General features: G+C 39.2%; 19 protein-coding genes. 13 read left to right on the top strand and 6 right to left on the bottom strand.

The genetic code is table 11. The annotated features are described in order from the left end of the window. Positions 1-798 precede the first annotated feature (798 nt). From H5117_RS08050 to H5117_RS08065, 4 genes are read left to right on the top strand one after another with little or no spacing between them, the layout of a single operon-like run. Positions 799-1,803: a Fe(3+) ABC transporter substrate-binding protein gene (locus H5117_RS08050; protein WP_182694322.1), complete on the top strand. Its 1,005-nt coding sequence runs from the start codon at positions 799-801 to the stop codon at positions 1,801-1,803. Then, positions 1,803-3,434 (top strand): iron ABC transporter permease, encoded by a 1,632-nt coding sequence (locus tag H5117_RS08055; RefSeq protein WP_182737083.1) that lies wholly within the window; start codon positions 1,803-1,805, stop codon positions 3,432-3,434. The genes H5117_RS08050 and H5117_RS08055 overlap by 1 nt, the downstream gene beginning before the upstream one ends. Further along, positions 3,435-4,484, top strand: coding sequence for an ABC transporter ATP-binding protein (locus tag H5117_RS08060; RefSeq protein ID WP_182732907.1), 1,050 nt, complete (start codon positions 3,435-3,437; stop codon positions 4,482-4,484). A 48-nt stretch (positions 4,485-4,532) separates the two neighbouring features. Next, a complete protein-coding gene (locus H5117_RS08065; RefSeq protein WP_024604544.1) occupies positions 4,533-5,432 on the top strand; it encodes a Dyp-type peroxidase in 900 nt (299 codons plus the stop codon). Positions 5,433-5,439: 7 nt separating this feature from the next. Here H5117_RS08065 and argR read toward each other — a convergent pair whose 3' ends face one another. After that, complete coding sequence (gene argR, locus H5117_RS08070; RefSeq protein ID WP_002957753.1) at positions 5,440-5,907, bottom strand: transcriptional regulator ArgR; 468 nt, start codon at positions 5,905-5,907, stop codon at positions 5,440-5,442. Positions 5,908-6,132: 225 nt separating this feature from the next. On the opposite strand from argR, the gene mdh reads away from it, so the two are divergent. Further along, entirely contained in the window at positions 6,133-7,065 is a 933-nt protein-coding gene (mdh, locus tag H5117_RS08075; RefSeq protein ID WP_002957751.1) for a malate dehydrogenase, read from the top strand. A gap of 85 nt (positions 7,066-7,150) precedes the next feature. Here the strand turns inward: mdh and ispB are convergent, their stop codons facing one another. Beyond that, entirely contained in the window at positions 7,151-8,122 is a 972-nt protein-coding gene (gene ispB / locus H5117_RS08080; protein ID WP_024596483.1) for an octaprenyl diphosphate synthase, read from the bottom strand. A gap of 422 nt (positions 8,123-8,544) precedes the next feature. Here ispB and rplU point away from each other — a divergent pair, with 422 nt between their 5' ends. The 7 genes from rplU (at position 8,545) to H5117_RS08115 (ending at position 13,385) form a co-directional block, all read left to right on the top strand. Next, the gene (rplU, locus tag H5117_RS08085; protein ID WP_002957748.1) at positions 8,545-8,856 is read left to right on the top strand and encodes a 50S ribosomal protein L21; all 312 of its coding nucleotides are present in this window, start codon (positions 8,545-8,547) and stop codon (positions 8,854-8,856) included. Between the two features lie 16 nt (positions 8,857-8,872). Beyond that, positions 8,873-9,130, top strand: a complete 258-nt coding sequence (gene rpmA / locus H5117_RS08090) for a 50S ribosomal protein L27 (RefSeq protein WP_002957747.1) — start codon at positions 8,873-8,875, stop codon at positions 9,128-9,130. Positions 9,131-9,268: 138 nt separating this feature from the next. Further along, on the top strand, positions 9,269-10,426 hold the full coding sequence (gene cgtA / locus H5117_RS08095) for an Obg family GTPase CgtA (RefSeq protein WP_002957746.1): 1,158 nt from the start codon (positions 9,269-9,271) through the stop codon (positions 10,424-10,426). Positions 10,427-10,499: 73 nt separating this feature from the next. Further along, positions 10,500-10,991: a type 3 dihydrofolate reductase gene (gene folA, locus H5117_RS08100; protein WP_002957745.1), complete on the top strand. Its 492-nt coding sequence runs from the start codon at positions 10,500-10,502 to the stop codon at positions 10,989-10,991. A 78-nt stretch (positions 10,992-11,069) separates the two neighbouring features. Next, positions 11,070-11,447 (top strand): DUF3718 domain-containing protein, encoded by a 378-nt coding sequence (locus H5117_RS08105; protein ID WP_002957744.1) that lies wholly within the window; start codon positions 11,070-11,072, stop codon positions 11,445-11,447. A gap of 449 nt (positions 11,448-11,896) precedes the next feature. Then, the gene (galU, locus tag H5117_RS08110) at positions 11,897-12,781 is read left to right on the top strand and encodes a UTP--glucose-1-phosphate uridylyltransferase GalU (protein WP_024594811.1); all 885 of its coding nucleotides are present in this window, start codon (positions 11,897-11,899) and stop codon (positions 12,779-12,781) included. 130 nt (positions 12,782-12,911) lie between these two features. Further along, positions 12,912-13,385 (top strand): peroxiredoxin, encoded by a 474-nt coding sequence (locus H5117_RS08115; protein ID WP_024594812.1) that lies wholly within the window; start codon positions 12,912-12,914, stop codon positions 13,383-13,385. Between the two features lie 105 nt (positions 13,386-13,490). Here the strand turns inward: H5117_RS08115 and H5117_RS08120 are convergent, their stop codons facing one another. After that, positions 13,491-15,617: a S8 family peptidase gene (locus tag H5117_RS08120; protein WP_182737091.1), complete on the bottom strand. Its 2,127-nt coding sequence runs from the start codon at positions 15,615-15,617 to the stop codon at positions 13,491-13,493. Between the two features lie 328 nt (positions 15,618-15,945). Between H5117_RS08120 and H5117_RS08125 the strand changes: the two genes are divergently transcribed. Further along, positions 15,946-17,130, top strand: a complete 1,185-nt coding sequence (locus H5117_RS08125) for an NAD(P)/FAD-dependent oxidoreductase (RefSeq protein WP_182712071.1) — start codon at positions 15,946-15,948, stop codon at positions 17,128-17,130. A 2-nt stretch (positions 17,131-17,132) separates the two neighbouring features. Here H5117_RS08125 and H5117_RS08130 read toward each other — a convergent pair whose 3' ends face one another. The 3 genes from H5117_RS08130 to slmA form a co-directional block, all read right to left on the bottom strand. Beyond that, positions 17,133-18,236 carry a GGDEF domain-containing protein gene (locus H5117_RS08130; protein ID WP_182682541.1) on the bottom strand — a complete coding sequence of 368 codons (1,104 nt, stop codon included), beginning with the start codon at positions 18,234-18,236 and terminating at the stop codon, positions 17,133-17,135. 251 nt (positions 18,237-18,487) lie between these two features. Next, positions 18,488-21,256, bottom strand: coding sequence for a prolyl oligopeptidase family serine peptidase (locus H5117_RS08135; RefSeq protein ID WP_182737095.1), 2,769 nt, complete (start codon positions 21,254-21,256; stop codon positions 18,488-18,490). A gap of 140 nt (positions 21,257-21,396) precedes the next feature. Further along, positions 21,397-21,984 carry a nucleoid occlusion factor SlmA gene (gene slmA, locus H5117_RS08140; RefSeq protein WP_004335558.1) on the bottom strand — a complete coding sequence of 196 codons (588 nt, stop codon included), beginning with the start codon at positions 21,982-21,984 and terminating at the stop codon, positions 21,397-21,399. Between the last annotated feature and the right edge of the window lie 44 nt (positions 21,985-22,028).

Here is a 22,028-nt window from a genome sequence, read left to right on the forward strand (position 1 = left end):
GATAGTTGCTCAGTGCTTTACTCACCCAAATTTTAGGCAAAGAAAAGCGCGCTCTATCTCTAGGCGCGCTTGCGGAATCTTCTAATTTTCTGCATCCTGCAATTGAACTTAATCAACTCCAATTTTCACTAATCCATGTTTATTACTATATTACTTTTTAGTTCTATGTAATGTAGACCGTCCGGGCCTGTATCCTTTAATTCCTAAACATCCTGTAGGGTAAATACTATTACCAAATCCTTAATTACACTTCCTAGTGTATCCTTGTTTTAACCAATCCCTTGTGTTGCCTTAAAGGCCTGTCCATTTATTCCTTCAACATCCTGTTGAACAACTTAGCCTTGTTGTTATCCTTTTCGCATCTTCCTGACGCTGTCCTTTTTACAACATTGCGTTGTGATACTCATCCTGAGCCTGTCCTAAAATCCGTGTTGTCCTGATAACCTAATCATTGGTTGGTTGAGTAAGCAGTCCATTTCCTTTTACTCAATAAGCGTCATTGCTTGGTTGATGCGTAAATTATAGTGCAATAGAGCAACTAAAATAGAGATAAAACTACATTCAATTAGTGTTTTTGCAATAGTAATAAAAATAAATCACATATGAATCATGTGTTTAACTGTTTTTAGGTCGTTTTTTATCTTGTTTTTTACTCATTAGCTGTCACATCCGTAAGACATCTCTTACACCGTATTTCCTTTTTGGGCGTTATTTACATATTTACATTTATTTAAAGTGTGCACTTTTAGAATGAGCACGGTAGAATTCGTTGATAATAATAGTTATTTAGGTGGAATAATGAAGAAAGTATTTGCACTTGTTTTAGGGGTAGTTGCATCGGCACCAGTCTTTGCAAACGATGTTGTTAACATCTACTCTTTTCGTCAACCGTTTTTAATTCAGCCAATTTTAGAAGATTTTACAAAGCAAACAGGCATAAAAACCAATGTTGTTTTTGCTAAAAAAGGGCTAATTGAGCGTGTTAAACGCGAAGGCAAGCACAGTAAAGCTGATTTAGTATTAACCTCTAACTTTAGCGCGCTTATTCAATTAGAAGATTTAAAATTAACACAAACTATAAAAAGTGACAGTGTAAATAATAATGTTCCAGCCGCCTTTCGTGACGGTGATGGCCAATGGGTTGCGCTTACTAAGCGAGTGCGTAATGTATATTCATCAAAAGAGCGAGTTGGTGAGTTACCTAAGCTCACTTATGAAGATTTAGCAGACTCTAAATACAAAGGACAAATTTGTACGCGCTCTGGCAAACATCCATATAATTTAGGTTTAGTGGCTTCTATGATTGCACACCATGGTGAAGCGCAAACTAAAGAGTGGCTTGAAGGTGTTAAGGCTAATTTAGCACGCAAGCCCCAAGGTAACGATCGTGCTCAAGTTAAAGCTGTTAAAGAAGGTTTATGTAACTTGGCATTAGGTAATAGTTACTACCTTGGCAAAATGCTAGAAGATAAAGAACAAAAAGGTTGGGCAGAGGCCGTAAATATTAACTTTCCGAATCAAGTTAATCGTGGCTCACATATAAATGTATCGGGTGCGGTTATTACCAAATACGCTAAAAACCCTGAAAATGCATTAAAGCTCATAGAGTATATGACCGACAGCAAAGCACAAAACATGTATGCCTCATTAAATATGGAGTATCCAGTTAAGTCGGGTGTTGAATTATCAACTTTGGTTGCCTCTTGGGGTAGCTTTAAAGAAGACAGCTTGCCACTTGATGAGATTAGTAAATATCGTCCGTTAGCACTTAAGCTAATTGATGAGGTGAAGTTCGATCTTTAATGACTAATAAATTTAAGCTGTCTAAATGGCAGCTCTTTGCGTGGTCGACTGGCTTAATACTATCGGCCCCGTTGTTTTTTCTTCTTTTTGAATCTCTACAAGGTAGCTCTGAGGTGTTTTCTCACCTGTGGGATACCGTGCTTTGGGATTACATAACCAATACCGTATTGTTAGTTTTAGGTGTTTGCGTCCTTAGCTGCGCCATAGCTTTGCCACTTGGGTGGCTAACGGCTTACTGTAGTTTCCCGGGTAAAAAACAGTTTGAATGGGCACTTATGCTACCCCTTGCTATGCCCACCTATATTATTGCCTATGTATACACTGATTTATTAGATTATGCGGGCCCGGTGCAAATAGCGCTGAGAGAATGGTTTGGCTGGCAATCGCCTAGCGACTATTGGTTTTTTGATATACGTACATTACCCGGCGCCATCGTTATGATTGCCTTGGTGCTTTACCCGTATTTATTTTTAATTTTTAAAACGGCCCTTCGCGAGCAGTCATTCAAATTAGTACAAGCTAGCCAGTTAATGGGGCTATCTCCTTGGCAAAGCTTTTTTAAAGTTAGTTTAGTGCTCTCTCGTGGGGCAATTGTGGCGGCTCTTGCACTTATTAGTATGGAAACCATGGCCGACTTTGCAACAGTGAGTTATTTTGCCGTAAGTACATTAACAACCGCCGTATACGATACGTGGTTTGGTTATTACTCACTTACAGCGGCCGCTAAAATATCGGGTGTGATGTTATTACTGTTATTTTTAGCATTAATGGCAGAGCGCTTTAGTCGTCGTAATCAAGCGGTATTTGAGCGCCAATCAAGTGTAAATAGCGAATCGCTCTATGTATTAAAAGGAAAGTCAGCTTGGCTCGCAACGGCATTTTGTAGCTTTATTTTACTTATCGCTTTTGTAATTCCTATTGCAGTACTTATAAATTACGCCATTACCTACTTTGATAAAGCATGGAATGTTGAGTTTTTTAGTTACGCTTGGCAAAGTTTAAAGGTGGCGGGAGTTGTAAGTGTTATAACCATTACATTGAGTGTTTTTGTGGTTTTTTATCAGCGTGTTGCAAAGCAAGCGTATCCGCTTATTCCTGGGCGTTTAGCAAGCACAGGTTATGCGTTGCCAGGAACTGTTCTCGCTATTGCGGTTTTATTACCTCTTACATTATTAGAGAGCACTATTAACACAGCGCTCGAGAAGTATAACTTAGACATTGGCTTACTGCTTACAGGTAGCATTCTTACTATTATTATTGCTTATATTGTTAGGTTTTACGCCATTGCACACGGAGCAATTGAGTCGAGTTTTTTACGTATTAGTCCATCACTTGATATGGCAAGCCAATCAATGGGTAAAAGCCAAGGGCAAACGCTGCGTTTAGTGCACCTACCTTTACTGCGAAGAGGATTGCTCACTGCTGCCTTATTGGTATTTATTGAGTGTATGAAAGAGTTGCCAGCTGCGCTATTGCTCAGACCGTTTAATTTTGAAAGCTTAGCTACTCATGTATTTCAGTATGTGAGTGATGAGCAATTAGAGCTTGCTTCAATATCGGCTTTATTTATTGTTATTGTTGGGTTTATTCCTTTGTATTTTATTAATCGTTCTATGGAGCAGCGTAGTTAAATGAGTAGTTTAATTTTACAAGGCGTGAGCTATCACTATAACGGCACAAAGGTTATTCACGATTTAGATTTAACGGTGGGTAAAGATGAAATTGTTTGTCTACTTGGAGCGAGTGGGTGTGGCAAAACGACCACGTTAAAAGCGATTGCAGGTTTAATTGAAGCTAAGCAAGGGTCTATTTTTATAGACGGTAAATTAGTGAGTGATGAGCAATCTTTTGTCTCACCTGAGCACCGTAACATCGGCATGATGTTTCAAGATTATGCGCTGTTTCCGCATTTAACGGTGGCAAATAATATCGCATTTGGGCTTAGTAAAATGAGCAAAGCTCAAAAGCAGCAACGCGTTGATGAAATGCTTAAGCTTGTACATTTAATTGGCTGTGCTGACAGGTTTCCACACCAGTTATCGGGTGGTCAACAGCAGCGTGTAGCTATTGCTCGTGCATTAGCTTATAAGCCTAGTTTATTGCTACTTGATGAGCCCTTTTCAAATATCGACACACAAGTACGCTTTGAATTAATTGCTGATATACGTCGAATTATTAAGGCAACTCAAGTATCTGCTGTATTTGTTACACATTCAAAAGAAGAGGCATTTGCCTTTTCAGATACACTGGCCATTATGCATCGCGGTAAAATTGAGCAACAAGGCACGCCTGAGCAGCTTTTTGCAGCTCCATGTTCAAAGGAGGTTGCAGAGTTTCTGGGTCAGGGCATATACTTAAGCGCAGAAGTGTTAACCGCAACTGAATATAAAACACCATTTGGTTTAGTCGAATCTTATGTTGAGAGTAAGCATAATGTAAGTGCAGGGCTTATATATGTGCGCCCTCATCAAATAGAATTAGTGGCAGATAACCAAAGTGACAAATTCAGCAAGCGAGCTACAATCATAAGTCGTCGCTTTGTTGGTTCGGCGTATGTTTATTCGCTTGTTATTGATGAACAAGAAATTGAAGTTGCTGCACAATATGGCCAGTCATTTGAAAATAATGATCAGGTTATAATAAAAATAAAACCTCACACGGTGAATTTTTTCGAATCGTAATTAATTTGTTATTCGCTGTGTTTTTATCTGTAAAACTAAGGAATAACAATGGCGCAAGCGCAATCAGGGATTTGTGCTGAAGCAAACTTACACGGTTTGCACTTATTTTTTAATGTGTTTGATGGTCAAGACGAATCACTTCGCGCAAAGTTAAAACAAGTAAGCGCTATAGAAGAAGAGTTTAGCGATCAATTTTCAGAATCAATGCTCTCTTGTATGGTTGCTATTGGTGCGCAATACTGGCCGCATATCCTCCCTGAATACATTCCAAGCGAATTACAGAGCTTTCCCAATATAACCCATAGCGATCACCAAATGAGCGTACAACCGTGCGATTTATTTGTGCAAATTCGCTCTGACCGTGAAGATGTTAACCATTTATTTGCGCTGCAAATTTTAAAATTATTTGCCCCCGATGTTGAGCTGGTGGAGCAAATTCGTAATTTTCGTTTTTTAGATGGTCGTGATTTTAACGGTTTTATTTATGGTGGCGACACCGCACATGGAAGAAAAAAGCGCGCTACGGCTTTAATCAGCAACCCTGGTAGCTTTGAAGATCAGGGGAGTTATATTCATGTTCAGCGTTATAAACATGATTTAACTATGTGGCAGCATTTATCATTGAGTGAGCAAGAGCAAATAATGGGACGTACGCGTCTTGATAACACGCTAATTACTCCAGCGGTCGAAACCAGCCATGCTTCGCGAAGTGAGCTAAAAGACGAAGACGGACAACCGCTACTATTAAATCAAAGCATGCCTTATGGCGACGTGTATGAGCAGGGAATGTTATCAATTACATGCGCTTGTACGGGCACCGCATTTGAAAAAGTACTTAATAGTCGTTTAGGGGAAGGGGATTGCTACGACCACTGGCTTGATTTTACTCAAGCCGATATGGGCTCTGCTTTCTTTGCACCTTCAATAGGGTTTTTAAAACAAATTTAGTTTGCTATTAAACTGTATCAAATAAAATGCGAACACGTTCAAGTGTTACATCTATTTCAGATATTTTAGCAGGAGCGATAAAAATAGTATCGTCGCCTGCAATTGTTCCTAGTACGCCATCTGCTTTACCTAATGAATCTAATAAACGTGCAATAAGCTGAGCAGCACCTGGGCTGGTACGAATGATGATCATCATTTCGTTGTGCATAATGTCGATTACTAATTGGCGTAATGGGCTTTTAGCCGTAGGTACACCCATTTCAGCAGGTAAGCAGTAAACCATTTCTTGTTTGGCATTACGTGTGCGTACAGCGCCAAATTTACTTAACATGCGTGATACTTTACTTTGGCTTATATTGTCAAAACCTTGATCTTTTAACGCATCAACTATTTCGCCTTGAGAGCCAAAATTTTCTTCTTTTAATAGTGATTTAAATGCTTTTACCAGTGCTTCTTGTTTATCTTGTGGTTGCATAGTCTTTATTCGTTTTTGTTATTTATGCCGCAAATTCTACACAAAAATGAATAATTATGCAGCAGTTGTTTAGTTAACTTGCCAGTTTGATGCGTTAAATCACATAAGTTTACGACTATGGTCGAAAATATACTTGAAATAGACAGGATAAATTTGTTTTTAGTCGCTAATTTCATTATCTTAAGAGCCACAAATGTTTCCTACCTCAAATTACGGAGAATTCCAATGAAAGTTGCTGTATTAGGTGCTGCAGGCGGTATCGGCCAAGCGTTGTCTTTATTATTAAAAACAGGCTTACCAGCTGGCTCTGAATTATCACTTTATGATGTTGCACCAGTGGTACCAGGTGTTGCGGTTGACCTTTCTCACATCCCAACAGATGTTAAAGTTGCAGGCTTTGGCGCAGACGATTTAAATAAAGCGCTTGAAGGCTCTGACATCGTTCTTATCCCAGCGGGTATGCCACGTAAACCAGGTATGGATCGTGCTGATTTATTCAATGTAAATGCTGGCATCATCAAAACTTTAGCAGAAGGCATTGTTGCCAGCTGTCCTAAAGCGTTAGTAGGTATTATTACTAACCCAGTAAATGGCACAGTTCCAATTGTTGCTGAAGTATTCAAAAAAGCAGGTACTTACGACGCTAAACGCGTATTCGGTATTACTACGCTTGACGTTATTCGTTCAGAAGCATTTGTTGCTGAACTTAAAGGCGTAGACGTAGCAACTGTAAAAGTACCAGTAATTGGTGGTCACTCAGGCACAACTATTCTGCCTCTACTTTCTCAAGTTGAAGGTGTTTCTTTCACTGATGAAGAAGTTGCTGCACTTACTCCACGTATCCAAAATGCGGGTACTGAAGTTGTAAATGCTAAAGCAGGCGGTGGTTCAGCTACGCTATCTATGGGTGCTGCTGCAGCTCGTTTTTGTATGTCTTTAGTTAAAGGCCTACAAGGTGAAGAAGTTGTAGATTACGCTTACGTTGCTGTTGAAAATGGCGATGCAGAGTACTTTGCACATCCAGTACGTTTAGGTAAAAACGGCGTAGAAGAAATTCTTTCTTACGGCGAACTAAGCGCATTTGAAACAAAAGCAAAAAATGACATGCTTGAAACTCTGAAAAAAGACATCAAAGAAGGTGTTGATTTCATGGCGTAATAGCCAGTTTAAGCAACAAAAAAGCCTGCATTTGCAGGCTTTTTTATTGCTCAGAATTAATGTCACACTGTGTAACTAGTTAAAACTAGTGGTCGCGGTCAACCGCAATACGGGCAAGGCTTATAAGTGCTTGCTTATAGTCAGACTCAGCTAAAAAGTCTAAACAGGCAATGGCTTTTTCGGCCTCAAGCTCTGCTTTTTGCATTGTAAACTCAAGCGCATTAGTTTGTTTTAGTGCAGTTAAAATTTCTTCTAAATGCTCCATACCATTACTGTGCTCTATTGCATCACGAATGAGCTGTGTTTGCTGCTCGCTACCATGTTGCATAGCATAAATAAGCGGAAGGGTTGGTTTGCCTTCAGCTAAATCATCGCCAATGTTTTTACCTAGCTGCTCAGCATCTGCATTGTAATCGAGTACGTCATCTACTAGTTGAAACGCAGTACCTAAATGCATACCGTATAGGTTTAGTGCATCAAGTGTCGCTTGGTCTTGCTCTGTGATAATGGCAGCAAGGCCTGTAGCTGCTTCAAATAATTTAGCCGTTTTAGAGTAAATAACCTGCATATAGCTGGCTTCAGTCGTATCTGGGTCATTGCAGTTCATCAGCTGCAATACTTCACCTTCAGCAATAATGTTTGTTGCATCGGCAAGTACTTGCATAATCTGCATTTTTCCAAGGCCAACCATAAGCTGAAATGAGCGAGTGTAAATAAAGTCACCAACCAATACGCTAGCAGCATTACCAAATTCAGCATTTGCTGTAGGCGTGCCACGTCGTAAGTTTGATTCATCTACAACATCATCATGCAATAGCGTTGCTGTATGGATAAACTCAACAATTGTTGCAAGTGTTATGTGATCTTTACCCTGATAACCGAGCGCTTTGGCTGCTAAAATAGCCAGCATTGGACGAACGCGTTTGCCGCCACTGCTAACTATATATAAACCAAGCTGATTAACTAACGCCACATCTGAGCGCATTTGCGCATGTATAAGTTGATTGACGTCATTCATATCGCTTTCGATTAACGCCTGGATAGCTTTTATATCCATTGATCTCCGAGCCAATTTTTATGTGTGAACGGCGCAGATTGTACAACAAAAAATGCACTAGCTCGATATTTTGTGACGATTGATTGAAAAAACACTATTAAAGTACTTAATTTAGACTGAATTAGCCAAGATAACTGATTAATTGATAATCAATATACAGTTTATGGTGTGCTTAGATATTGAGCTGTGAGGGTCATATTTGAGTACATTAATTTATTTCGGCTAAGAGTTAAAAAGCGCTTGGCAAAAGGGCCAATTAATATAAAATGGGGTAAATATTGAATTGCTCTCAAAGCAGCTACTTTTTATTCATTTTAATTACAAAATAGGCTTGCTAGTTATTTCGCGTTAGCGTAAACTTCGCGCCCTATCGAAGAATATTTTAGTTGCGCCGATTTGAGGGTGCACAGACGGAGTTAATTATGTACGCGGTTTTCCAAAGTGGTGGTAAACAGCATCGTGTGACTGAAGGTCAAACGATTCGTCTTGAAAAATTAGACGTTGAAACTGGTGCGGCAGTAGAATTTGATTCAGTACTTTTAGTTGCTGATGGTGAGAAAATCGAGATCGGTGTACCGTTCGTAAACGGTGGCAAGATAACAGCTGAGGTTGTTTCACATGGTCGCGGTGAGAAGATTAAGGTTGTTAAATTTAGACGCCGTAAGCATTCTCGTAAGCAAATGGGCCATCGTCAATGGTTCACTGAAGTTAAAATCACTAGCATTAGCGCTTAATTAGAGGTACTTAGAAATGGCACATAAAAAAGCAGCTGGTAGTACTCGTAACGGTCGCGATTCAGAAAGCAAACGCCTAGGTGTTAAGCGTTTTGGTGGCGAATCAGTTCTAGCGGGTAGCATCATTGTTCGTCAGCGTGGAACTCGTTTCCACCCTGGTACTAACGTAGGTATCGGTAAAGACCACACTATCTTCGCAAAAGCAGATGGTAAAGTTCAGTTTGAACAAAAAGGTCCTTTAAACCGTAAATACGTAACTATCGTAACTGAGTAATCAGTAAGGTAGTTAAAAACCCCGCCTTTGCGGGGTTTTTTGTTTTGTAGTCAGCCAATATATACCCAAGCCTGCATTTGTGCTGGCTTGGGTATATAATAGAGTTATTAAACAAGCCAATCCCTAAAGTGAGTAATCATGAAGTTTGTAGATGAAGTAGAAATTCGCGCAGAAGCTGGAGACGGTGGCAGCGGCATCGTGTCTTTCCGTCGTGAAAAATATGTTCCAGATGGTGGACCAGACGGCGGTGACGGTGGAGACGGTGGTAGTGTTTATCTACAAGCTGATGAAAACTTAAATACCTTAATTGATTATCAGTTTGAGCGCTTCCATAGAGCTGAACGTGGTACTAACGGTCGTAGCCGTAACTGTACAGGCCGAAAAGCTGATGACTTATTTGTTATGGTGCCTGTGGGCACGCGCATCATGGATGTTGATACCCAAGAGGGACTTGGCGATTTAACGCAACATGGTCAACGAATTTTGGTTGCAAAAGGTGGTTTCCACGGCTTGGGGAATGCGCGTTTTAAATCAAGTACTAACCGAGCACCTCGTCAAAAAACATTAGGCACACCAGGTGAAGTACGTAACTTAAAATTAGAGTTACTATTATTAGCTGATGTTGGCTTACTTGGATTGCCAAATGCCGGTAAATCTACGTTTATCCGCAGTGTATCTGCAGCAAGACCAAAAGTAGCTGATTACCCATTCACGACGCTTATTCCTAATTTAGGTGTAGTACGTCCTGAAGCAAATAAATCATTTGTTATAGCCGATATTCCGGGTCTAATTGAAGGTGCATCTGATGGCGCAGGCCTAGGTATTCGCTTTTTGAAACATTTAGAGCGTTGTCGTGTGTTATTACACATTATTGATGTAATGCCGGTAGATGGTTCAAACCCTGTTGATAATGCGTTTTCGATTATTAACGAGCTGCACCAATACAGCCCTAAATTAGCTGAGAAGCCACGCTGGTTAGTATTTAATAAAATAGATTTATTACCAGAGGATGAAGCAAAAGCGTTATGCGAATCGATTGCAGAAGAGCTGGGCGAAACTGAAAATATCTATCACATTTCAGCAATTAATAAACTTAACACTCAACCATTAATCCACAACATAATGACACTACTTGATAGCATGCCTAAAGAGAAGTTTGTACAAGTGGAAGATGAAGAAGTTGAATTTAAGTGGGATACCTATCATGAAAAAGCCACTAAAGGTAAGGGCAATGATGATGATTGGGATGACTGGGATGAAGATGATTACGACGTAGAAGTTGTCTACGAGCGTTAATTAAATAGAATTTACTAAAAAGGAGCTTATGCTCCTTTTTCTTTGTTTAAGAATAAAGTACTAGGTATTTATTATGATAATTTCAATGATTGCAGCAATGGCAAATAACCGTGTAATTGGTCTAGATAATAAAATGCCATGGCATTTACCTGCAGATCTTCAGCATTTTAAAAAGGTCACTACGGGTAAGCCTGTGATCATGGGTCGTAAAACTTTTGAGTCTATAGGCCGTCCATTACCTGGGCGCCGTAATATTATTATTACTCGAAACAGCGAATATACTGCACAGGGTATTGAAGTAGTAACTACGCCAGATGCCGCATTAGAACTCGTTACTACTGCTGAAGAAGTAATGATTATTGGTGGTGGTAATATCTATGAGCAATTTTTACCAAAAGCAGAACGCCTGTATCTAACTTTTATTGATTTAGATGTTAAAGGCGATACACAGTTTCCAGATTACAATAAAGTTGCTAATTGGTACGTGAAAGAAGAGCAAGAAAACCATCCGGATGACAAGAATTTATCTAGTTATAAATTCGTAACTTTATATAAAGAACGTTAACATTATTGCGTAAATTTTGATAGATTGATATAATATTCGATAGTCTATATAAGAACAAAGTATTATAAAGGGTTTGTCATGTTTAAATTACCAAAGCTAGTTGCACTTACTGCCGTTGTAGCTGTTAGTTCGTTTTCGTATACAGCACCTGTAAATGCTGAAGATCAATTAGCAGTATCTATTTGTGAATATATTGCGGCAGACGATAAAAACCGATTACGCAGCAAGCTTAAAAGCTCTCGTGTAAAAATTCGTAATATTTATGATGCAGTACAATGTAATGGTAATAACTTATTACGTCATGCTGTTGCTAGTAATGCAGTAGATACTGGTGAGTATATAGTTAAAAACTTATCAAAAAGTGCGTTAACAGATGGTGCTGATATTGCTTGGGCTGAAGGTAATTTTGCCAGCTCACCACTTATTGCAGTAATTAAAGATCGTGCAGGTCTTTAATTATAAAAAGGTTTTGTAACGCTACCTTTAGTTAGAAATTTATTGGTCTGGGTTTGTTATTTATAGCAAACCCAGGCTTTTTTCATTTAGCTAATGTAATCTCACCCCACAACAAAATCATTAATAAACTTCATAACTTACCTGCTCATTTTAAATAACCAAAAATGTAGAGTCTTTATTTAATAAACAGCTTCAAATTTACTTCTTCAGAAGAGGTAACTTTATTCAGCTGGTATCTATTTTGTATCTGCTAGTTTGTACCAATACGCAATAATACTTAATTATTTTGCGGGGCTAAACGTGTCGCTACCGGTGTTAAAAAATTCTTATTTAGAACAACTAAGTAGCGAATTTTTTGCCTAGCTATCAACACGTTTTTCCATCCTCAAAATAGATCACTTAATTAAGCGAATTGATATTATTTACAAACTTAATCACTAAGGACAGATATGAAAGCTGTAATTCCAGTAGCTGGATTAGGGACGAGAATGCTCCCTATGACAAAAGCTATCCCAAAAGAAATGCTCCCAATAGTCGATAAGCCTCTAATTCAATATATTGTCAGCGAATGTGTGTCCGCTGGTATTAAAGATATTGTATTAGTTACACATAGCTCTAAAAATGCAATCGAAAACCACTTTGATACAAGTTATGAACTAGAAGCGACTCTTGAGAAGCGTGTTAAACGAGCTTTATTAGATGAAATTCGCTCTATTTGTCCAAATGATGTAACTATTATGAGTGTACGCCAAGGTGAAGCTAAAGGGCTAGGGCATGCTATTTTATGCGCTAAACCAATAGTTGGTGATAACAACTTTGTTGTGCTTCTGCCTGATGTGATACTTGATGCCTATACTGCGGATCAAGAAACTGAAAACTTAGCGGCCATGATTAAACGCTTTAAAGAAACTCAAGCAAGCCAAATAATGCTTGAGCCGGTAGCTAAAGAAGACGTTAGTAAATATGGTATTGCTGATATAAACGGTGTTGAGTTAATGCCAGGTAAAAGTGCTGCAATTAAAGCAATGGTTGAAAAACCTGATGCAGATTTAGCGCCTTCTAATCTAGCTGTTGTAGGGCGATATGTACTGAGTAAGAATATTTGGCCTCTACTTGCAAAAACGTCTGTAGGTGCTGGCGGTGAAATACAACTTACAGATTCTATTGACGCATTAATGGCACAAGAAACCGTTGAAGCATTTCATATGAGTGGTCGCTCTCACGATTGTGGAGATAAGTTAGGCTACTTAAAAGCAATTGTTGAGTACAGTCTGCGAGATGAAAAGCTAGGTAATGATTTTTCAAGTTTTATAAATGATTTGAATTTACCTTAATACAGCGCGTATTCTTCGTTCTATGGTAGGCTGTTTTGAGCTACTAAGTTAGCCGTACTTTTTATACATAGTAGTAGGCTACGTAGTACGATTGTTACTTATTCTGTATTAATCTTTTCAAGGAATTACCATGATTGAGCAAGGCCAAGAATTACCAGCAGTGACGTTAACGCAATTAACTGACGACGGTATGCAATCTCTTACAAATAAAGAATTGTTTGAAGGTAAAAAAGTCGTGTTATTTGCAGTACCTGGTGCGTTTACACCAACGTGTTCAAATGCCCATTTACCTGAATTTATTACCCTTGCTGATAAAATTAAAGCAAAAGGTGTTGATGCTATTTACTGTGTATCTGTTAATGATGCATTTGTTATGAAAGCATGGGGTGACTCACAAAACGCGCAAGAAATTACAATGCTTGGGGATGGCGATGGAAGTTTCACTAAATCTTTAGGGCTTGATAAAGATACTGCTAGTTTTGGTGGTATACGTTCAACGCGTTACGCTATGATTATTGAAAATGCGCTAGTAACAGGTTTATTTGTAGAACAAGACAAAGAGTTTGTTGTAAGCCGCGCAGAATCAGTACTAGAGAAGCTATAACAGTAATAAAGTGTAGATTTTAGTTTTAACTAATCTGCTAGTTATTATTGAAAAACCGATGTTGGCAGCAACATCGGTTTTTTTATTAAAGGCCCAAACTTTAAATTACGGTTGGTATTGCCCGCTAAGCGTTAAACCAGAGAAAGTGCTATAAGCGTTAACGCTTAAGTGCCAAGTACCTGCTTGTGGATTAGTAAATGTACATGTTTCTGCATTGCCATTTTTATAAGGGCGGCAATCGTATGAGCTTGCTGTTGGTTGGCTACCGTATTTTACAAATAAATCAGCATCGCCACTGCCACCCGATGTTGTTACTGTAAACGTACTCATTCCAGCTGGTACATCTAACGTGTAATGTTTCCACTGCCCAGTATTGGCTGACACATCGCTTATAGTGCCGCCGCCTGCTTGTGGAGTACCTGAACCGCCACCCGATGATGAACCACCAGTAATATTACCTACCAAGCTAACAGCTGAATACGCAGAGTAGCCGTTAAGCATTACGTGGTAAGTTCCCGCAGTAGGGTTATCAATAGAACACTCTTCGCTATTACCGCCTTTATATGGACGACAATCATAGGTAGTAGCTGTAGGTTTACTGCCTGCACGTACGTATAAATCAGCATCGCCAGTACCACCACTCATAGTGAATGTTACGTTAGTTGCACCGCTTGGTACTGTCATCGTGTAAAATGCTTGTGCATTTGCAGCCCCACTTAAACCTGTTTTAGCTTCACCATTAATAAGCTCGCTATCGCCACCTGTAGGTGGAGTAGTGCCGCCACTTGCTGCTGCAACAGCTGCGGCAGCATCAACAATACCCGTACCACAGCTAGTACATGTTGCAGGGAACGAACGGGTAGTTGATTTTAAAATACTTTCTATTTCGTCAGGCGTTGCATCTGGCTTTGCTTGCTTAATAAGTGCCGCAACACCTGCTACGTGGGGCGCAGCCATTGATGTACCTTGTGAAAAGCCATAGCTGTCGCTTGAAGGTGTAGACGAACCTGAATTGTAAGTTGATAGAACGCCTTCAGAGTCGTTTGCAAAGCTTTGTGCGCCACCTGGTGCTGCAACATCAATATTGCTACCGTAGTTTGAGTAATAAGCTCTGCCGCCATTACGGCCCACTGAGGCTACGTTTACTACACCGTTACAGTTACCTGGGTTGTAGTTTGCTGAGTTATCGTTATCGTTACCTGCAGCAATAACTACCACAGTGCCGTTACTACGTGCTGTGTTAATTGCATTTTGAGTTGTAGAGCTACATGAACCGCTCCCACCTAAACTCATATTAATTACATCAGCAGGGTTTGAGTTAGCAGGAATACCTGAAACACTTCCACCAGATGCCCAAATAATACCGTCTGCAATATCAGAGGTTAAACCACCACACTTACCTAGTACACGAACAGGCACTACTTTTGCGTTATAAGCTACGCCTGCAACACCTTCACCGTTATTGGTTACCGCAGCAACTGTGCCTGCTACGTGCGTGCCATGCCAGCTAGAGTTTTGTGCACCGTTAGTACCACATTCATTCGCAGCAACTGCATCACCAGGATCACGTGCATCGCTATCGCGACCACCACCGTCATTAGCTACCGAAAGGTTAGAGATCATATCGTAACCTGGTAAAATATTAGCGTTTAAATCAGCATGAGGGCGGTAGCCCGTATCTAGTACAGCTACAACGACACCGCTACCCGTTGCGGTATCCCATGCGGTCGGTAAGTTTAAACCACCGGCTTGCTCGTAGTAGTGCCATTGGTCATCAAAACGTGGATCGTTAGGAGTTGAAAACGGCTTTAACATTTGATCCACTTCAATGTATTCCACATTGCCAGAATCAACCATTTCTTGCATAAACTCTTGGGCCTCTGCCGCACTTAATTTTTTATCAGCACGCATTACGTGATGATTATTAAGTGCCATTGCACGAACGTATTTTGCTTTTACTTTGCCTTTTTTAGAAGCGAAGTTTTTAACAAAGCTTTGTGCGCGCTTTTTCATGCTAGCTGGGCTTGCGTCTGCAGTTGAGAGGCTCGCCATTTCGTTATTATTTTTATATTTAATAATGAACTGAGTTTCGAAACCGCCTTGGCTTTGTAGTTTAGCCGATGTTTCAGCCATTGAACTTGAAACTGATTGAGCCATGCCAGATGTTGCAGCAAAAAGCGTACTAACTGTAATTGCAATTGCGCATCTTTTAAAAGTTTTACTTGTTGTCATAATTATCCCTAGAATTTTATTTATTATTTCGTGATGTAAGATCACGATGCGGGAACAAAAGTAAACGATCTGTTAACTAGGTTAAAATATCAATTTATTATGTACCTCTTTCATTTAGTTATAACTCAGGTTTTTAGCGGTTTACTCGTTGTTTAGTATTTGTCATATAAATTAAAAATAAGTATAAAGGGTTGGTTTATTGTGCGGGTAATTATTTCCGACTTATTACTGATGCGTTTTTGTTGTGTTATTGCTAATAATTTAAATGCTACGTTGTTAGCTATCAAACTTTGCTATAATCGGAAAAATTTTTTAGTAGGGTAAAATAATGAGTCAAGTAGATGTAATTGTAATAGGTGCGGGAGCAGCAGGATTAATGTGTGCAGCGCAAGCTGGATACCGTGGCCGAAGCGTTACAGTACTTGATATGGGCAAAAAACCAGGTCGTAAAATTTTAATAAGTGGTGGTGGGCGTTGTAATTTTACAAATGAAAACGCAACCCCCGATAACTACTTATGCGCAAATGCTCATTTTGTTAAATCATGTTTAAGTCGCTATACACAGCATGACTTTATTGAGCTGGTAGACAGACATGGCTTGGCGTATCACCATAAAACACTAGGTCAGCTTTTTTGCGATAACAATGCACAAGACATTGTTGATATTTTACTGACCGAATGTGAGTGGGCCGGGGTAAATATAAAACTACGCAGTGAAGTGATCAGCGTATCAAAAACCGAAACCGGCTATAGCGTTACCACAGAGCAAGAAACCTTAAGCTGTGAGTCGTTAGTTATAGCATCAGGTGGCTTAACTATGCCAAAATTAGGGGCTACACCAATAGGTTATAAAATTGCAGAGCAGTTTGGCTTAAGCGTGTTACCAACTATGGCTGCACTTGTACCATTTACTTTGCATCAGCATGATAAAGAGCGTTTTGAAGGGCTCTCGGGAATTAGCATTCCCTGTGAAGTTTCAAGCGAAGACGGCACCGTATTTAAAGAAAACATCCTCTTTACTCACCGAGGGTTATCGGGCCCAGCAATATTGCAAATAAGCTCATTTTGGCGAGCAGGGCAGGCTGTAATTATAAACCTATTACCTGAAATTGATTTAAGGCAGCAACTTGCTGATTGGCGAGAAACGCAAGCCCAAAAGTCTTTAAAAAATAGCCTTGCGACTATTTTACCTAAACGCTTTATAGAAATACTGCACGAAAGCAAAGCGATACCAGATTGTAATATTAATCAGCTTACCCATGCTCAAATAGATGAGTTAGTAAATTATATTCATGCGTGGCAAATTAAACCCAATGGCACAGAAGGTTATAGAACAGCAGAAGTAACATTGGGCGGTGTAGATACCGACGAGTTGAGCTCAAAAACCTTTGAAGCTAAAAAAGCTAAAGGCCTATACTTTATAGGCGAAGTAACTGACGTAACAGGGTGGCTTGGAGGCTACAACTTCCAATATGCGTGGAGCTGTGGATTTGCTTGTGGACAGCACGCTTAAGTTTAGGCTATAAACCCATTTAAGTAAGTTGATTGAGCGATAACGGTTGAATCGTTATCGCTAACACATACTTTATTGCGCCCATTATTTTTAGCCTTATATAGCGCTGTATCAGCCCGCTCCAGTAGTTTTAGCACTGTATCGTCTTTTTGTATCGTTGCTAATCCAATACTTATAGTAAATGCTACATTTGTAACTGTGTTTTCGGCAATATACTTTCTCAGGTCATCGGCTTTTTTAGCGCTATCATTTAAAGAGGTGTTGGATAAAATAATAGTGAATTCTTCTCCACCCCATCGCGCAATAAGTGCGTCATTTCCCATACGGCTTTTTAATATTTTTGCAAATTCAGTTAGCACGTTATCACCAACCAAATGCCCGTAGGTATCGTTTATATTTTTGAAGTGATCTATATCGCAAATAAGTAAGCAATGTGGGGTTTTAAAAACGTCATTTTTAGCAATTAACTGTGATAATTCAAAATCAAATTTTTGCCTGTTATAAAGCCCCGTTAACTTATCGGTTTCTGCTAAGTGTTGAATTTCTAAGTTACGGATAGATAATCGAGTGTATGCCGAAAATCGTGTTTTTTCGTAAAACCTAAAAATTAAAATATGAGCAAGGCTTACCTCTATAAGATTAAATAAAGAGCCTAAGCCAATTGTTACAGTTTGCTGTTGTTGTAAATACACAAGATACGCACAAATAGCAAAAGCGACTGCACTAAATAGGCTTCCCCAGTTTCTTCCAACTAAAAAAAAGCTAAAAGGCGGGATTAACGTCGCCCAAAATAAAGAATGCGCATGCCCACCTACAGAAACCACAAACATCATTATTAAGCTAACGACCATAAGGGTAACAGCCCACGCTGCTGCATTTACGTTGGCTGTTTTATTAAACCAAGTATAAATACCTAACGATATCGTAAGTCCTAAGGCATCAATTAAAGCAATGTCATAGCTTTTAAAATAAAAAAGATTGAGGAGTGTTAAAACTAAAAAGTAACATGTAGTTATTAGTAAAGAGTGGGCTATTAAGCGAGTACGCCAAAAATCCTTATGGTCTTTTGGGTATTGTGGAAACTCTTTGTACCAAAAACCTAGCATAATGAACGACTCTTTAACCTCTGAATTTAGTGATTATTACTTATATTAGGCTTTTATTATAGTTTTTTACTTTGATTAAAACGCTTATATACGGTGGTGTTTATAAAAGTTTAAAGATCATTACAGCATTTTTCAAAGGTATGAAGGACTAGGTAGTGACTGATTACTTAAATATAATATGCCTCGCCTTGATTTAATTGACGCAGAGCTCGCCGTTATCGCTTACGTAGAGCTCTGAATAAATGCTATATCTATTCCTCTATAAATGCTTCGCCTTGTGTCATCCACTTAGCAGCAGGTTTGCCTTTTAAGTAATGATCAAAGTACTGCATCATACGTACTGAAAAATCGACCTGATTAGGAAACTTTTTCAAGTGGTGTGGTTCACCTTCGTATTGTAAAAAGGTTGCATCTTTACCTGCGCGACGAAGCGCTAAGTAGTACTGCACGCCTTCGTGCCAAGGCACTGCATCGTCTTTATCGCCAAACATAATTAAAATAGGGGTATTTACTTTATCTGCAAAAAACACCGGTGAGTTTTCTATGTACAGCTCTGGTGCTTCAAATAAGTTTTTACCTATACGGCTTTGCCCTGTTTCGTATTGAAACTGACGAGCAAGACCTGATTTCAAACGTATGCCACTGTAAGCACTGGTCATGTTTGATACTGGCGCGCCAGATACAACCGCTTTAAACATATCTGTTTGGGTTATCATAAACGCACTTTGATAGCCTGCCCAAGAGTGACCTTGTAAGCCTATTTTATCTGGGTCGGCTATGCCTAAATCTATTAATTTTTGGGTGGCGTTGATCATGGTTTGCGTTGACGATTTACCCGGGTGACCTATTTCAAAACGAATGTCAGGTAAAAATACCGCATAACCGTTTGAGGTAAACATAGGGAAATTAGGGCGATGGTTTAATTCCATTTTAGGAAAATCAAACATGCGTTGACTCATGTAACGATAAAAATACACAACCACAGGTACTTTATCGCCTTTTTTATATCCCGCTGGTTTTATTAATACACCTTGTAAATCTTCACCGTCAAAGCCTTTATAGCTTATTAGTTCTGGCTTTTCGCTCCAGGCAAAATTACTAATTTGTGGGTTTAGCGTGGTCACTTGTTTTGGTGAACTAAAGCTAAAATCTGTTTGGTAGTAATCAGGAAATTGGTTATAAGTTTGCGAGGTAAATAAGTACTTGTCAGCCTTTTTGGCTTTTTTAACCATATCAAAGCGTTTATCACCGCTAAGCACCTTAGTTAGTGTGTTAGTGGTTAAGTCGAGCTTTGCAACTTCGCTTTGTTTAGTTTGTAAGTTAATAGCAGAGACAAGTAATGTATCGCCTTTTTTAAAGCCCACTTGGGTTTTATCAAGCTTAATAACACGGTACTGCGTATTGCTTTGCTTACCATTAGTTAGGCGTTTAGCTTGCTGCGTTTTTACATCAAACGCCCAAATATCGTATTTACTATAAGCAAGCACTTGGCTGCTATCGGTCATCCAACCAGCAAAACCATAACCAGGTTGAGTAGATGGGTAGTCGTGTTTATCATCAGCAAAGGTTGCCTGAATCGCTTTTGTAAGCGGTGTTACTTTATTATTTTTTAAATCTTTTAACTGTATTTGGCTATCGCTAAAATAAGCTGCAAACTCACCATTAGGGGCAAGGCTCGGTCTAAACGGGTAGTTACTTATAATTGGAGTTTGTTTACCGGTGTGTATATTTACTGCAAAGTAATCAGCAAAAAAACCGCCGTACATAATTTTTTTTAGGTAGGGGATGTTAGATGAGCCAAGTAAAGATATATCTCGCTGAGGGTTTAGTGCAACCTCAGGCATGTTTGGTGTACTAAGTTGCGCAACTTTTTGCGAGTTAACGTGATACACCGCACTGTAATGGCGATTTTTATTAACTTCGTTCCATTGTTGCTCTTCACGTGGTTTTATTTGCGCATCGTTGTTGTGCCATACATTAAGACCTTTATGCTCACGTATGGTATCAAAGTCGTACAGTGAGGCTTCGTCGGTATATTCTTTAGTTTTTACTTTAGCTGCTAATTTAGGATGGTTTTCAAAATATAACCGCTCGCCATTTTCTGACCATTCAAGGGTGGCTGTTTTCTCTAACGTCCATGCTTTATTAGGTGAATCTATAGTTGAGAGCTTCTCGTTTTTATATAGCTGTAAAGTGTAGCTTCGGCGGCGCGTGTCATCATTTACATAGTTACCCAATGTAAACGCTGCAATATTGTCAGTGGGGTGCCACGCTATTTTATTTGCGATTACGCCCGGTTCATCAATTAATACGCTGCTATTAAAGTCACTGAGCTCAATTAACGCTATTTGGTTGTTATTACCATCGCTGTAACTTTGACTCACTAATAGCTGGCTGTTAGCTGAGTTAATAGCGTAGCTAAATACGTTTTCTATTGTATGGGTGCGTTTATCAGATAAATTTACGATAACAAGCGCATAGCTCTTATCTTTTTTATCGGGCGTGATAGCGTTGTCTTCTTCGTTTTTAGTGCTATCGGTTTTATCTTCTACTTTTGCGTCATCGTCTTTTTTATTTAAACGATAAGCAAGCCACATACCGTCATTAGATAACGTGTAATCTTTTACATCAGCAAAGCTTTGTTGGGCACCTGATTGTGTGTTTACGAGTACCAGATTGTTTTTAAGTGTGTCTTTTTTTTTGGTTGTTTCTTTTTCAAGTAAGGTAGGTACTTGTGTAAAGGCGACCCAGTTAGCGGCTTTATTAATATGAGGCTTAGTGCCGCGTTCTACTTCTGCGATGAGTGTATTGCTTTGTAGTGAGTAAACTTGGCCAGTTGCATTTCCACGATACGGCGTTGCACTAAAAGTGAGTACTTGACCATTGTCAGATAGTTGTGTGCTTTTAGCTGATTTAAAACTAAATACGTCTTTAAATTGTAGCGATTCTTTGGCGTGTATGCCGGTGCTAGTTAAGCTGGCAACGAGTGCCGTGCTTAATAAGGTGAGTTTTGTTTTCATTATTGATTCTCGTATTATGACATTGTTTCATTGTAACGAGTTTGGTTCATAATTCGAGCGGATCAGATAAATGGCAGCTACATACGACAAAACGACCCGCAGGTCGTTTTTTAGTATTCAATTTATTAATTTAGCAAACATTACAGCCAAATTTTTTGTAGCTCAAGCCATTGTTTTTCAAATTGAACACTAGGCTTTGCTTTAAAGTCGCTACGTACAAACTGATTCATTTTGCCTTCAACGTAGGCAAGTAAAAAGTTTGCAAGTGTAAGCTCATCACTTTGAAAGTTTTTACCTTCACGTAATTTGCGCTCACGAAGCACTTGTTTAAACTGAGTTTCTAGTTTTTCAAACAAGGTTTGTACACGTTCGCGTAAACGTTCTTGCTCACCTTGCAGAGCATCGCCCGTTAAAATACGAGTAATACCTGGGTTTTTTTCAGCAAAGGTTAGAAGTAATAATAGAATGTTATAAATGCGCGTTTGGCTTTCTTTTTCGTTTTCAATAATAATATTTATACGAGATAAAAGGGTATCTTCAATAAACTCAATTAAGCCCTCAAACATACGCGCCTTGCTCGGAAAATGACGGTATAGCGCGGCTTCAGACACACCCACCTCAGCAGCTAGTTTTGCTGTGGTGATGCGTTGTCCTAAATTAGTTTCTAACATTTGTGCGAGTGCTTGCAGTATTTGCTCTTTGCGATTACTTCTTTTTGTCGCAGGCATGAACATTCCTTTTTATTAGTTATTCTTAGTGGCGCAGTTAAGAA

Source organism: Pseudoalteromonas sp. SG45-1 (assembly GCF_014164135.1).
Lineage (GTDB): Bacteria > Pseudomonadota > Gammaproteobacteria > Enterobacterales > Alteromonadaceae > Pseudoalteromonas > Pseudoalteromonas distincta.

Excerpts from the sequence above, each read along its gene's own strand:
- folA (WP_002957745.1), top strand. The coding sequence starts at position 10,500 with ATGATAATTTCAATGATTGCAGCAATGGCAAATAACCGTGTAATTGGT.
- H5117_RS08135 (WP_182737095.1), bottom strand. The coding sequence starts at position 21,256 with ATGAAAACAAAACTCACCTTATTAAGCACGGCACTCGTTGCCAGCTTA.
- ispB (WP_024596483.1), bottom strand. The coding sequence starts at position 8,122 with ATGGATATAAAAGCTATCCAGGCGTTAATCGAAAGCGATATGAATGAC.
- H5117_RS08060 (WP_182732907.1), top strand. The coding sequence starts at position 3,435 with ATGAGTAGTTTAATTTTACAAGGCGTGAGCTATCACTATAACGGCACA.
- mdh (WP_002957751.1), top strand. The coding sequence starts at position 6,133 with ATGAAAGTTGCTGTATTAGGTGCTGCAGGCGGTATCGGCCAAGCGTTG.
- H5117_RS08055 (WP_182737083.1), top strand. The coding sequence starts at position 1,803 with ATGACTAATAAATTTAAGCTGTCTAAATGGCAGCTCTTTGCGTGGTCG.
- galU (WP_024594811.1), top strand. The coding sequence starts at position 11,897 with ATGAAAGCTGTAATTCCAGTAGCTGGATTAGGGACGAGAATGCTCCCT.
- cgtA (WP_002957746.1), top strand. The coding sequence starts at position 9,269 with ATGAAGTTTGTAGATGAAGTAGAAATTCGCGCAGAAGCTGGAGACGGT.
- H5117_RS08115 (WP_024594812.1), top strand. The coding sequence starts at position 12,912 with ATGATTGAGCAAGGCCAAGAATTACCAGCAGTGACGTTAACGCAATTA.
- H5117_RS08050 (WP_182694322.1), top strand. The coding sequence starts at position 799 with ATGAAGAAAGTATTTGCACTTGTTTTAGGGGTAGTTGCATCGGCACCA.
- H5117_RS08125 (WP_182712071.1), top strand. The coding sequence starts at position 15,946 with ATGAGTCAAGTAGATGTAATTGTAATAGGTGCGGGAGCAGCAGGATTA.
- rplU (WP_002957748.1), top strand. The coding sequence starts at position 8,545 with ATGTACGCGGTTTTCCAAAGTGGTGGTAAACAGCATCGTGTGACTGAA.
- rpmA (WP_002957747.1), top strand. The coding sequence starts at position 8,873 with ATGGCACATAAAAAAGCAGCTGGTAGTACTCGTAACGGTCGCGATTCA.
- H5117_RS08105 (WP_002957744.1), top strand. The coding sequence starts at position 11,070 with ATGTTTAAATTACCAAAGCTAGTTGCACTTACTGCCGTTGTAGCTGTT.
- slmA (WP_004335558.1), bottom strand. The coding sequence starts at position 21,984 with ATGCCTGCGACAAAAAGAAGTAATCGCAAAGAGCAAATACTGCAAGCA.
- H5117_RS08130 (WP_182682541.1), bottom strand. The coding sequence starts at position 18,236 with ATGCTAGGTTTTTGGTACAAAGAGTTTCCACAATACCCAAAAGACCAT.
- H5117_RS08120 (WP_182737091.1), bottom strand. The coding sequence starts at position 15,617 with ATGACAACAAGTAAAACTTTTAAAAGATGCGCAATTGCAATTACAGTT.
- argR (WP_002957753.1), bottom strand. The coding sequence starts at position 5,907 with ATGCAACCACAAGATAAACAAGAAGCACTGGTAAAAGCATTTAAATCA.
- H5117_RS08065 (WP_024604544.1), top strand. The coding sequence starts at position 4,533 with ATGGCGCAAGCGCAATCAGGGATTTGTGCTGAAGCAAACTTACACGGT.